Source organism: Pseudomonadota bacterium (assembly GCA_039815145.1).
In the GTDB taxonomy this organism is placed as follows: Bacteria; Pseudomonadota; Gammaproteobacteria; order Steroidobacterales; family JBCBZW01; genus JBCBZW01.
Genome location: JBCBZW010000010.1, coordinates 38429 through 50829, shown reverse-complemented (window position 1 = coordinate 50829; position 12401 = coordinate 38429). Strand labels below are relative to the sequence as shown.

13 protein-coding genes are annotated in these 12401 nt (G+C 67.4%); 11 read left to right on the top strand and 2 right to left on the bottom strand.

The features are described from left to right. The first annotated feature begins 13 nt into the window (after positions 1–13). From AAF184_04835 to AAF184_04805, 7 genes are read left to right on the top strand one after another with little or no spacing between them, the layout of a single operon-like run. Entirely contained in the window at positions 14–772 is a 759-nt protein-coding gene (locus AAF184_04835; protein MEO0421636.1) for a MotA/TolQ/ExbB proton channel family protein, read from the top strand. Further along, the gene (locus AAF184_04830; GenBank protein ID MEO0421635.1) at positions 769–1215 is read left to right on the top strand and encodes a biopolymer transporter ExbD; all 447 of its coding nucleotides are present in this window, start codon (positions 769–771) and stop codon (positions 1213–1215) included. Before AAF184_04835 ends, AAF184_04830 begins: the two co-directional genes overlap by 4 nt. A 45-nt stretch (positions 1216–1260) precedes the next feature. Beyond that, entirely contained in the window at positions 1261–3066 is a 1806-nt protein-coding gene (gene msbA, locus AAF184_04825) for a lipid A export permease/ATP-binding protein MsbA (GenBank protein MEO0421634.1), read from the top strand. An 11-nt stretch (positions 3067–3077) separates the two neighbouring features. Continuing rightward, positions 3078–4172 (top strand): tetraacyldisaccharide 4'-kinase, encoded by a 1095-nt coding sequence (lpxK, locus tag AAF184_04820; protein MEO0421633.1) that lies wholly within the window; start codon positions 3078–3080, stop codon positions 4170–4172. Then, the gene (locus tag AAF184_04815) at positions 4162–4356 is read left to right on the top strand and encodes a Trm112 family protein (GenBank protein MEO0421632.1); all 195 of its coding nucleotides are present in this window, start codon (positions 4162–4164) and stop codon (positions 4354–4356) included. Before lpxK ends, AAF184_04815 begins: the two co-directional genes overlap by 11 nt. Positions 4357–4406: 50 nt before the next feature. Continuing rightward, complete coding sequence (gene kdsB / locus AAF184_04810) at positions 4407–5150, top strand: 3-deoxy-manno-octulosonate cytidylyltransferase (GenBank protein MEO0421631.1); 744 nt, start codon at positions 4407–4409, stop codon at positions 5148–5150. A gap of 9 nt (positions 5151–5159) precedes the next feature. Then, positions 5160–5663 carry a low molecular weight protein-tyrosine-phosphatase gene (locus AAF184_04805; GenBank protein ID MEO0421630.1) on the top strand — a complete coding sequence of 168 codons (504 nt, stop codon included), beginning with the start codon at positions 5160–5162 and terminating at the stop codon, positions 5661–5663. Here AAF184_04805 and AAF184_04800 read toward each other — a convergent pair. Then, a complete protein-coding gene (locus AAF184_04800) occupies positions 5660–8401 on the bottom strand; it encodes an Rne/Rng family ribonuclease (protein ID MEO0421629.1) in 2742 nt (913 codons plus the stop codon). The genes AAF184_04805 and AAF184_04800 overlap by 4 nt on opposite strands. A 498-nt stretch (positions 8402–8899) precedes the next feature. Here AAF184_04800 and AAF184_04795 point away from each other — a divergent pair, with 498 nt between their 5' ends. Further along, positions 8900–9901 carry an RluA family pseudouridine synthase gene (locus AAF184_04795; protein MEO0421628.1) on the top strand — a complete coding sequence of 334 codons (1002 nt, stop codon included), beginning with the start codon at positions 8900–8902 and terminating at the stop codon, positions 9899–9901. Between the two features lie 20 nt (positions 9902–9921). Here the strand turns inward: AAF184_04795 and AAF184_04790 are convergent, their stop codons facing one another. Next, a complete protein-coding gene (locus tag AAF184_04790; protein ID MEO0421627.1) occupies positions 9922–10545 on the bottom strand; it encodes a Maf family nucleotide pyrophosphatase in 624 nt (207 codons plus the stop codon). A 32-nt stretch (positions 10546–10577) separates the two neighbouring features. Between AAF184_04790 and AAF184_04785 the strand changes: the two genes are divergently transcribed. From AAF184_04785 to AAF184_04775, 3 genes are read left to right on the top strand one after another with little or no spacing between them, the layout of a single operon-like run. Further along, on the top strand, positions 10578–11129 hold the full coding sequence (locus AAF184_04785) for a DUF177 domain-containing protein (protein MEO0421626.1): 552 nt from the start codon (positions 10578–10580) through the stop codon (positions 11127–11129). A 6-nt stretch (positions 11130–11135) separates the two neighbouring features. Next, complete coding sequence (gene rpmF / locus AAF184_04780; GenBank protein MEO0421625.1) at positions 11136–11336, top strand: 50S ribosomal protein L32; 201 nt, start codon at positions 11136–11138, stop codon at positions 11334–11336. 45 nt (positions 11337–11381) lie between these two features. After that, positions 11382–12350, top strand: a complete 969-nt coding sequence (locus AAF184_04775) for a beta-ketoacyl-ACP synthase III (GenBank protein MEO0421624.1) — start codon at positions 11382–11384, stop codon at positions 12348–12350. The last annotated feature ends 51 nt before the right edge of the window (positions 12351–12401 follow it).

The following is a 12401-nucleotide window of genomic DNA, read 5'->3' as shown; positions in this document are numbered from 1 at the left end:
CAGCAATCCCACCATGTTCGAAATCGTGAGCGCCGGCGGCTGGCTGATGTTGCCGTTGATCATGTGTTCGGTAGTGGCGGCCGCCATTACCGTCGAACGCCTGTGGGCGTTACAGCGCAAGCGGGTCTTGCCCGCCGACCTGTCGGCCAAGGTTGCCGTGTGGGTGGAAAAGCAACAGCTCGACGATCGCCACGTGCGAGCCCTGCAGGAGAACTCACCGCTCGGCCGCATCCTCGCCGCTGGCGTCGCGCGGCGTAACGCCAATCGCGAGCTGATCAAGGAGAGCATCGAGGATACGGGTCGCCAGGTGATTCACGACCTCGAGCGGTTCCTGAACACCCTCGGTACGATTGCCGCTATCTCACCGCTCCTCGGTCTCCTCGGTACGGTCGTCGGCATGGTCAAGGTGTTCGCCGCCATCACCCTTCAGGGGGTGGGCAATCCCGAGGTATTGGCTGGTGGTATCTCCGAGGCGTTGATCACCACCGCGGCTGGGCTCTCCATTGCGATTCCTGCCCTCGTCGCCTATCGCTACCTGCGCCGTCGGGTGGACACGTTGGTGCTCGAGATGGAGCAGGAGGCGATCACCCTGGTCGATGCGCTCGTGCGCGGTGATGGCACCTCGGCCCAGCCGGCCGCAGAGCCCGGCAAGGCGGCCCGAGCAGCCGCTGGTGGGCGAGGCGAGCGCCGCGAGCAGGCGGCCGGGGGCCGGGCCGGTAAGGGGGCGCCGGCGCCGGACGCGCGTTCCTCACGGCGGCGAGCGAACTCGTGAAGCTCAGCGCTCGCGGCAACGAAGAGCCGGACGTCAATCTCACTTCCCTGATCGACGTCGTGCTGTTGCTGCTGATCTTCTTCATGGTCTCCACCAGCTTCATCCAGGAGACAGAACTCAGCATCCAGCTGCCCGAGGCGTCTCTCGACGAGGCGACGCCAGAGCCGAGGTCCATCGAAGTGGCGGTGTCTGCGGCCGGGGGCTACTTCGTCAATGGTAAGGCCCTCGTGAACGATCAGCCGCGCACCTTGCGCCGCGCCCTGGAGCGCGAACTCGGTGAGGATCTCAACGATCCGAGTCGTATCCCGTTGGTGGTCAGGGCCGACGCCAACGCCACCCACCAAGCTGTAGTGACCGCGATGGACGTGGCGGCGCGCATCGGCCTTACGCGCGTGGACATCGCCACGGTCTCGAGCGGCGGCAGTCCCAGCCCCAGCCCCTGAGGCTTGAGCGGCGCCCGCCAGTGAGCCCCCGCGAGTGAGCCCGCCGTGTCAGTGAGCACATCCGCGCCGTCCACGGCCAGTGTGTACCGACGCCTGCTCGCCTACGCGCTGGCGCATCGGGGCGTGCTCATCGCTGCGGTCTTCGCCAACCTGCTCTACGCGGGCACGGACAGCGGCTTTGCCTTCCTGATCAAGCCCCTGCTCGACGGCAGCTTCGCCGAGCGCGATGGCAGCGTCGTCGCCCTGATTCCCGCGGCCGTGCTCGGCCTCTTCGCCCTGCGCGGGGTGGCAGGCTTCGTCGGCGAGTACTGCATGAACTGGGTCTCCCGCCAGGTGATTACGCGCCTTCGAGAGGAGGTGCTCGGGCACTACCTGCGGATGTCCTGCGGCGGGTACGACCGCAGCTCTGCTGGCGAGCTGCTGTCGCGCTTGACCTACAACATCGAACAGGTGGCTCACTCGGCCACCAAGACCTTGGCGGTGCTCGTGCGCGACACGCTGACCATCGTGGGCCTGTTCGCCCTGATGCTGTACCTGAGCGCGTTGCTCACCTTGTTCATCGCCGTGGTGGCGCCGCTGATCGGGCTCGTCATCGTGTGGGTGGGGAAACGCTTCCGCCGCTACAACAAGCGCATTCAGGAGTCGATGGGGAGCGTCACGCGGGTGGCCGAAGAGGTGATCTCCGCGCATCGGGTGATCAAGATATTCAATAGCCAAGCGCGTGAGGCGGAGCGGTTTGCCCGAGCCAGCCATTTGAACCGCAAGCTGCACATGCGCCTGGTGGTGGCCCAGGGGGCGAGCGATGCCGTCATCATGATGCTGGCGGCGATCGGTGTGGCCAGCATCATCTTCGTGGCGACCCTGGAGACGATGGACATCACCGCGGGCAGCTTCGCTGCCTTTCTCGGCGCCATGACCCTGATGATGGCGCCGCTCAAACGTCTCACCAGCCTCAACGCCAACCTGCAGCAGGGTATCGCCGCAGGCGAGAACATCTTCTCCCTCCTCGACTCACCGCTGGAGGGGGAGGGCGGTGACCTGCGCGTCGAGCGGGCGAGGGGAGAGGTGAGCCTTGAGGGCGTGGGCTTCGCGTACGACCCGAGCAAGGGCTACGTTCTGCGCGACATCAACCTGCAGATCGAGGCAGGTGAGACCGTCGCCTTCGTCGGTCGGTCCGGCGCCGGCAAGACGTCGCTGGTGAGTCTCCTGCCGCGCTTCTACGACGTGAGCGAGGGGCGCATCACCCTCGACGGGCACGCGCTCGGGGACTACGCCCTCGACAGCCTGCGCGATCAGATCGCCCTGGTCAGCCAGGATGTCACCCTCTTCAACGATACGATTGCCGCCAACATCGCCTACGGTGCGCCGCGCAGCGTGTCGCCACAGGAACTCGACGCCGTCGCCCGAGCGGCCCATGTGAGTGAGTTCGCGCAGGCGCTGCCGGAGGGCTTGCAGACCATGGTCGGGGATCGTGGCGTGCTGCTCTCCGGGGGGCAGCGGCAGCGTATTTCGATCGCTCGTGCCCTGCTCAAGGGGGCGCCCATCCTGATTCTCGACGAGGCGACTTCGGCCCTCGACACACAGAGCGAGCACCATATCCGGGCCGCCTTGGATACCCTCGTGCGTGGTCGCACCACCCTCGTGATCGCCCACCGCTTGTCCACGATCGAGAATGCGGACCGCATCGTCGTGCTACACGAGGGCATGGTGGTGGAGCAGGGCACGCATTCCTCCCTGCTGGCACAGAATGGCCACTACGCGAGCTTGCACCAACTGCAACGCAGTCAGAGTGAGCTCACCGCGTCGGCGGGCGGCGCGGTGAAGACGACGGTCAGCCCGTCCACGTCGTGAGCGGCCTGCGGGTGAGGGTCGAGTCCGCCCTGAACCGGGTCTGGTACCCCAGCGATCAGGCAACACCGGCTCGCCGCGTGCTCGCCGGCGCTTACCGCCTGCTCACCACGCCGCTCGAGTGGCTGTTCCGCGCCATCGTCGCCGCCCGCTATCGCGCCTATCGGAACGGATCGCTATGCGCGCAACGGGTGGGCGTGCCGGTGGTGGTGATCGGCAACCTCACGGTGGGCGGCACGGGCAAGACCCCGTTCACGTGCTATCTCGCGCGTTGCTTGGCCGAGGATGCCGGGCTGCGGGTTGGCATCGTGACCCGCGGCTATGGAGCGCAACGGGAAGATGGGGTGACGCCCGTGCGAGTCGACGCGTCGAGTGATGCGCACGAGGTGGGCGACGAGCCTGTCTTGCTGGCGACGCTGAGCGGGTCAGCGGTCATGGCTGGCCGTAATCGGGTGGCGGCGGCGCGCGCGTTGGCGGAGGAGGTGGATGTACTGCTCGCGGACGACGGACTCCAGCACCTGCGCCTGGCGAGGGATCTCGAGATCGTACTCCTGGATTTACAAAGGGGCGTGGGCAACGGACGCCTCCTTCCTTGCGGTCCACTTCGCGAACCACCGTCGCGCCTGCGCGATGTCGATGCGCTCGTCCTCACGGGAGCGGCCTCGCCTTCTCGGGCAGCGGATAGCGTTGCCGGCGCACTGCCGCCGGGGGCGCCGACGCCACTGCGGGCCGCGGTGTCATTGACCACGGCTTACGCCATCGCTTCCCCGGACCATGAGTGCGCGCTCTCGCGCTTTGCGGGTGCACCCGTGCATGCCGTCGCCGGCATCGCCGACCCGGCGAGGTTCTTCGCCCTGCTCCGACGGTCGGGGCTGGAGATCATCGAGCACCCCCTGGCGGACCACGCGCTACTGGATGCGAAGACCATCGCCTTCGACGACGAGATACCGGTGCTGATGACGGAGAAGGATGCGGTAAAATGCCGGTCTTTCGCGGACGCGCGCTGCTGGGCGGTGCGCTTGGACGTGCAGATGGCGCCGGAGGCCCGCAAGGCCCTCGTCGCGTCGGTTGTGGCGCTGTGCGCGCAAGGAGCCCTGAATGGATCGTAAGCTTCTGGAAATCGTGGCCTGCCCGGTATGCAAGGGAAAGCTCGAGTATTGGCCCGGACAGAAGGAGCTCGTGTGCCGCGCCGATCGCCTCGCCTTCCCCATCCACGACGGTATTCCGGTCATGCTGGAGGAAGAGGCGCGCAAGCTCAGCCTGGAAGAGCTGGATCGACAGGCCGGCGCCTGAGTCGCACTTTCAGGGTAGGTGCCTCGCGTGGCCCTGACTCCACCCCGCCCATGACCTTCCGTATCGTCATTCCGGCGCGCCACGCCTCCGTGCGATTGCCGGGCAAGGCCCTCCTCGATATCGCCGGTGAGCCCCTCGTCGTTCGCGTGATGCGCCGTGCTCAGCTGAGCGGGGCCAGCGAAGTGTTGGTGGCGACGGATCACCCGGCCATCGCCGAGGCGGTGCGCGATGCCGGCGGCGATGTGCAGATGACCGACACGACGCATCAGTCCGGCACCGATCGGGTGGCCGAGGTCGCGCGCACGCGCGCCTGGCCCGAGGACGCCGTGGTGGTGAATGTTCAGGGCGATGAGCCGCTGATCCCGCCGGCGGTGATCGGCCAATGCGCCGCCGTACTGGGTCAGGATGCGCAGGCCGATATCGCTACCCTCGCATGGCCCATCGCTGATGCGCAGGAGTTCGCCAGTGCGGACGTGGTGAAGGTGGTCTGCGATCAGCGTGGGGACGCCTTGTACTTCTCCCGTGCCGCCATTCCCTTCGATCGAGACGGCACGCCCGCGCCGGCTACGCCTGCGGCCCTGCGTCACATCGGGTTGTACGCCTATCGGGTGCGTTCGCTATTGCGTTTGGCCGAGACGCCACCCGCGGAACTCGAGCAGCGCGAGCGCCTCGAGCAGCTGCGCGCCCTCTGGCTGGGGATGCGGATCCGCGTGGCCGTGGCCGAGGCGTTGCCGCCTCGCGGCGTCGATACGGCACAGGATTTGGAACTCGCCCGCCAAGCCATTGGCAACTAGGAGTTGAGCGTGGCCGATACACACCGGGCAGCCTCCGTGCTCTTCGTCTGCATGGGGAATATCTGCCGATCACCTACGGCGCAGGGAGTGTTCGAGAGCGTGGTGCACGCGCAGGCACCAGACCTCGCGGTCGAGCTGGACTCCGCGGGCACCCACGCCTACCACGTGGGCCAACCGCCTGATCGGCGCTCGCAAGCCGCGGCCCTGGCCCGGGGCTACGACCTTTCCGCCCAACGGGCTCGTCAGGTGGCCGTGGACGACTTCTATCGCTATTCGTGGATCCTGGCCATGGACCGGGACAACCTGTCTGCCCTCACGGCCATGGAGCCCAGCGATGGGACCGCCGAGGTGGGGCTGTTCCTGCGCTTCGCCGCGAATGCGGATGTGGTGGAGGTGCCCGACCCCTACTACGGCGACGGGCTCGGCTTCGAGCGCGTGCTCGACCTGGTGGAGGACGCTGCCCACGGCTTGCTGGCGCATGTGCGCGAGCAAGCCGGGGGGCATCCGCGCTAGTCGTTCGCGGCGGCGGCCGGTGGCTTGGGCGGCGTGCTGTCGCCGCCACCGGAAGTGCCACCGCTGCTGCTAGGTGCCGGCGTCGGGGCGGGCGTCGGGGCGGGCGTCGGGGCGGGCGTACTGCTCACCGGCTTGGGCGCCTCCGGCGCGGACGAGGGCGCGGGCGTGCTGGGGATGGCAGGCTTCGGGGGCGCTGCGTCCTGGGATGGCGACTTCGCGGCGCCTTCCCCGGCATCACCTCCGCGGGCTTCGCGCCGGCCGCCGCCACCGTCGCCCCCCTGGCTGGCAGGTGGGCGCTCGCTACCACCCGCCGACGAGGCGGTAGGTGCCTGATCGCCGCCGCCGCCGGTCTCCGCTCCCGTGTTCTGTGCGCCGTCCTGGGTGCCGGCGTTGGTGCCTTCGCCTTCGCCGTTGCCCGCGCCACCGCGTCGGCGACGACGGCCGCCACGACGGCCGCGTCGGCGCCCGCTGGGACGCTCGCCGCTCTCCGTGCCGGCGCCGGCGTCCGCCGGTCCGTTCGAGGACGGTGCGTTGTTGGCGGGCGCATCGGCCTTTGCGTTGGCGTCTGCCGCTGCACCGCTGTCCGGTGCCGCCACCGCTGCGTTGGGTGCGCCAGCGTTGGCGTTGGTCTCGCCCTCACCGGTGTTGCCGCGCCGGCTGCCGCCGCGGCCGCCGCGGCTGCGCCGCGACTGTTGCTGTTCGTTGCTGGCGCTGGCGCCGTCCTCGCCTGCGCCGCTGCTGCTGCGGCGACCGCGTGAGCGGCGGCTACCGCCCTCGGCACGATTCTCTCCGTCGCGCGACGAGCGGCCATCGCTCCCAGCACCGCGAGCGCCTTCGCCCTCGGTGCGACGACCGCTGCCGCCGCGGCGAGTGCCGCGCTTGCGCCCGTTGGCGCTACGCGACTGACCCGACCCGCTGTTACCGCCCGAGCGACCCCCGCCCGAGCCACCGCTGCGGCGCGCGTTGGCCGCCGTGCGGCCGCGGCTCGGCGTCTTCGCCGTGGTGTCCTCCTCGGGCGTTTCCGCCTGCGCCTCGCCGCCGAGGACGCCGGACATCCAAGCCATCATCTTGGTGATCACCCCGGGCTGTGGTTCGGGCTGTTCGGCGATCTTGACGGTCGGGGCAGGGGCGGGCGAGTCCGGCACCACATTCTGCACGGCGGGTGCCTCCGAACGGGCAGGCGGCGTCGGTGCCACCTTCGGCGCTTCTTCCTCCGCCGGCGGCGCCAGGCGATAGCTCACGTCGGCGTTTTCCGGCAGATCCACCTCGTCGGTCCGGACCCGGCGAAGGTTGTAGTTCGGCGTCTCCAAGTTGGGGGTGGGCACGACTACCACCCGCACGCCGTTACGGGACTCGATGCTGCCGATGTTCTCGCGCTTCTCGTTCAGCAGGTAGGTGCCCACCTCCACGGGAAGCTGCGCCACCACCAGCGCGGTCTTCTCCTTGCGGGCCTCCTCGCCGATCAGGCGCAGGCAGGCTAGGGACAGAGATTCCACGTCGCGGATGTTGCCTTGGCCGTTGCAGCGTGGGCACACGATGTTGGCAGACTCGTCGAGGGACGGGCGCAGGCGCTGGCGCGACATCTCCAACAGGCCGAAGCGCGAGATGCGCCCGATCTGGATGCGGGCGCGATCCATCTTCACCGCCTCGCGCAGGCGGTTCTCGACCTCGCGTTGGTTGCGCGAGGGGCCCATGTCGATGAAGTCGATCACGATCAGGCCGCCGATGTCGCGCAGGCGCAGCTGGCGGGCGATCTCGTCGGCCGCTTCGAGGTTGGTGTTGAGGGCCGTGGTCTCGATGTCATCGCCCTTGGTCGCTCGAGCGCTGTTGATGTCGATGGACACCAGGGCCTCGGTGGGGTCGATGACGATGCTACCCCCGGAGGGCAGGCTCACGGCGTGGGCGAAGGCCGACTCGATCTGGCTTTCGATCTGGAAGCGCGTGAAGAGGGGGACTTCGTCCTCATAGAGCTTCACCCGACGGGTCTGCGTGGGCATGACCTGTTCGACGAAGGTCTTAGCGTCGTTGAACACCGTGGTGTCGTCGATGAGGATCTCGCCGATGTCCGCATTGAAGTGGTCGCGGAGGGCGCGAATCATCAGGTTCGAGTCCTGGTACACCAGGAACGATGCGGAGCGCCCCTCGCAGGCCTCCTCGATGCTGGTCCACAGGCTCATCAGGTAGCGCAGGTCCCAGTCCAGTTCCTCCTGCGAGCGGCCGACACCGGCGGTACGCACGATCAGGCCCATGCCCTCGGGCACGTCGAGGCTGGCGAGGATCTCGCGCATCTCGGCCCGGTCCTCCGCCTCGATGCGGCGAGAGACGCCGCCGGCGCGAGGGTTGTTCGGCATCAGGACGAGGAAGCGACCCGCGAGGCTGATGAAGGTGGTGAGGGCGGCCCCCTTGTTGCCGCGCTCCTCCTTCTCCACCTGCACGACGACCTCCTGGCCTTCGCGCAACACCTCCTTGATGTCGACGCGCGAGCCGCCGTCGGGCTTACTCTGGAAGTAGCTGCGGGAGACTTCCTTCAGCGGCAGGAAGCCATGACGCTCCGCCCCGTAGTCGACGAAAGCAGCTTCTAAGCTACGTTCGATTCGGGTGATACGTCCTTTGTAAATATTGCCTTTTTTCTGTTCCCTTGAGGGCGTCTCGATATCGAGGTCATAGAGCTTTTGGCCGTCGACGGTGGCCAAGCGCAACTCTTCTTGCTGAGTTGCATTGACGAGAATTCTTTTCATGAGTGGTCTGACCGAAGAGGGGGTCGCCTGCGGGGCGCTCGGCAGGGGCGTCGCTGAATCTCGCGTTCATGGTGGTCGTTGCAGACACACTTGGCTCCAAACTCGGCTGCTGCCCTTACACGCAATGGTGGCGGCGGGGCGCTGCCGGAAAAACACTCACCACCCGCTGGTCCAGGTCCGAAGATCTGGAACCGCGAGCGGAATGGAGACGGGTGACGAACGACGCCAGACGCGCGACTCGAAAGCGGGCGCCAGCGCTGCCGGCCGGCCTGGGGGCGACCCAGGGTTCAATTGAATCCCGGGCCCGAAAAACGCAGTATGGCGCGCTTCGGGGGCCTGTGCGGATACTCGCGTCACCGGCCCTCGGGGGCACGGCGTGCGCCGGAAAACTGCCGGCGGGTCACGCGGTTATACGCACCCGCGGAGAATAACAGAGCGCGCTATGCCAAACCAGTACTGCACCGCGTGGGGCGTCATCGCATGTTTCGGGAGTGATCGATGAGTGACCAGGGCGAGCACTCGACGGTGCGCCAGGTGGTCGTCGACCCCGAGTACGCGGGCCAACGGCTGGACAACTTTCTGCTGCGCGAACTCGGGGACGTGCCACGCAGCGTCGTCTACCGCATCGTGCGTAAGGGCGAGGTGCGGGCGAACGGTGGTCGAGTGGCCGTGAGCTATCGCCTGCAAGCCGGTGATCGCATTCGTATTCCACCGGTGCGACGGGCCCCGAGCGGCGACAGCTCGGGCGCCGCCGCGAGCGCGTCGAGCGCCATCGCCTCCCAGCTCGAGGCGAGCATCCTGTACGAAGATCGCCGCCTGTTGGTGCTGAACAAACCCGCTGGCATCGCAGTGCACGGGGGCAGCGGAATCCGCGCCGGGGTGATCGAGGCTCTGCGCCACATGCGGCCGGTCGAGCGCGCCATGGAGCTGGTGCACCGCTTAGATCGCGAGACATCTGGCTGTTTGCTAGTGGCGAAAAAACGCAGTCTTCTCAGAGCTTTGCATGAGAAAATTCGAGAGCGTCACATGGATAAGCGGTACCTGGCGCTGGTCAAGGGCGACTGGCAGCTGGGCGAGCAGCTGATCGACGCGCCCATGCTCACCCACCAGCGACGCGGTGGTGAGCGGTGGGTGAGCGTCGATGAGGCAGGCAAGGCGGCGAGGACCCGCTTCCGGCCTATCCAGCTCTTCGGGCGCTGGAGCTTGATCGAGGCCGAACTGGAGACCGGTCGCACTCACCAGATCCGCGTGCATGCTGCCCATGCCGGGCACCCGCTGGCGGGCGATCCGCGTTATGGCGACGCGCAGGCGGGCGCCCCGGCTGGCCTCGACCGAATGTTCCTGCACGCCCACTCCGTGGCCTTCGACTGGCCGGACAGCGGTGAGCCGTTCCACGTCAGTGCGCCCTTGGACGACGCTCTGCGTGACACCATCGATCGGCTCGAGGCGGCGCAAGGGCGTTCTGCGGCCCGGGCCCGCGAGAAGGGACGCCATCGCTAGTGCCGCCAGGATCGGCGTGCTCAGCCCGTGGCGGGGATCGCTACGCCCAGCGATCGCAGGGTCGTGCTCAGCCAGATCATGGGCAGGCCGATCAGGGCCGTGGGATCGTTACTGTGGAAGGTGCTCATCAGGGTGATCCCCAGCCCCTCGGACTTCAGGGCACCCGCGCAATCCAGGGCGTGTTCGTGGTCCAGGTAAGCCTCGATATCGTGCTCTTCGAGGGGGCGGAGCACGACCCTCGTGACGTCGATGTGCTCGCGCCACTCCTCGGCGGCGGGTCCGAGCACGCACACCGCCGTGTGGTAGGTGACCACTCGCCCGGCGCTGTGGCGTAGCTGTTCGGTGGCGCGGTCGCGCGTTCCCGGCTTGCCGAGAATTCGGCCTTCGCACTCCGCCACCTGGTCGCTCCCGATCACCAGCGTCGGCGCTGTGCTGCCCAGGCGCTCTTGGGCGCGGGCCGCTTTGGCGGCGGCCAGGCGGGCCGCCAACGCGGGCGGCTGCTCGTCTGCCCTCGGCGCCTCGTCCACGTCTGGCGAGAGCGTGTCGAAGGGGATCTGAAGGCGGCTCAGCAGCTCGCGGCGATAGCTCGAGCCGGAGGCGAGGACCAGGATCGGTGACGCTGTTTCGACGCCTTCTTTTGACACGTGTAGGGGCTCCGATTTACATTTGGCGGTTTATGCGCATCTCACTGTTCGACCGCTTGTCCTACGAGCGCCTCGGCGAGCGGCGCGCCGGTTTCGAGGTCAGCGCCGCGCTCGATCGCTGCGAGCGCTTGCGCGAGGTCGGAGCCGCCGAGGACGAGGTTACCCTGCACGCTGACGCCGAGCCCCACGCGCACGGGGTGCGCTTGTGCGGTCGTGTGAGCGGCGAGGTTAGCGTGACTTGCTGTCGCTGTCTGCGGCGAGTGGCCATCGCGGTAGATCGTGAGATCGATCTGGTGGTGGTTGGCTCGGAAGCGGCGATGGATGCGTTGCCGGATTCGGCAGATGCCCACTACGCGCCAGACCTGATGGGGCGCCTGGTGGACATCCTGGAGGAGGAGGTGCTGCTCGCGCTGCCCGACTTCCCCAGTCATGCGGAACAGGACTGCGAGCCACCGGCGTTACCCGCCGGGGTGGATACGCAAGCGCCGCGGGAAAGCGATGCCCGCGAGCCAGAAGAGACACAGCGTCCCTTTGCCGCCGCGTTGGCGGGCATTGGGCGCAAGGAAGACAACCAACCGGAGTAGTAGCCAATGGCTGTTCAGCAGAACCGCACCACCCCGTCGAAGCGAGGCATGCGCCGCGCCCACGACGGCTTGAAGAAGCCTGCCCTGTCCATCGACCCCACGAGTGGCGAGACCCACCTTCGCCATCGCGTGTCCGCCGACGGTTACTACCGCGGCAAGCGGGTGATCGAGCCTAAGGCCGAGATTGAGATCGACGACGAGGAATAAGTCGTCGTTCGACCCGTGGTGGTGATGGATCGAAGGGAGTACTAGGTGATCTATCCGAGGATCGCCGGCACCGGCCGGTATCTGCCTGAGAAAGTCCTCACTAACCACGACCTGGAGAAGATGGTCGATACCTCGGACGAGTGGATTCGCGCTCGAACGGGTATCGGCAAGCGCCACGTCGTGTCCGAAGGCGAGACCACCTGCGATCTCGCCGAGAAGGCCGCGCGGCTCGCCATGGAAGCGGCGGGCGTGCAGCCGTCCGACCTCGACCTCATCGTCGTCGGCACCACCACGCCCGATCAGATCTTCCCGAACGTGGGTTGCCTGCTCCAGGATCGCCTCGGCGCGTACGGCTTTCCGGCCTTCTCCCTGGAGGCGGCGTGTGCCGGCTTCATCTACGCGCTAGGTGTAGCGGACAAGTTCGTGCGCAGCGGTTCCTCACGCTGCGCCCTCGTGGTGGGTGCCGAGTCCATCTCTCGGATCATCGACTGGACCGACCGCGGCACCTGTGTGCTGTTCGGTGACGGCGCCGGCGCGGTCGTCCTCACCCCGTCGGAGGAGACGGGTGTGCTCAGCACCCATCTGCATGCGGATGGCAAGCATCACGAACTGCTCGGCGTGTCGTCGGGCATCTCCAAGGGCTTCGACAACATCCGCTCCGGCAACGACTTTGTGCGGATGAAGGGCAACGAAGTGTTCCGTGTGGCCGTGAACACCCTCGGGGGTGCGGTAATGGAGGCCCTCGCCGCCAACGGCGTGGAGAAGAGTGACGTCGATTGGTTGGTGCCGCACCAAGCCAACATCCGCATCATTCAGGCGATTGCCAAGAAGCTCGACATGCCCATGGAGCGCGTGGTGACGACGGTCGAAGATCACGGCAACACCTCCACCGCCTCCGTGCCCATGGCGCTCGACGTCGCGGTGCGGGATGGGCGCATCAAGCGCGGCGACCTGATGTTGCTGGAAGCGTTCGGTGGTGGGTTTACCTGGGGCTCGGCCCTGGTGCGCTACTAGTATCCTGTCACGCTAGTTCGTTGAAGAATACGCGGGTGCTTTTTGCCTCTG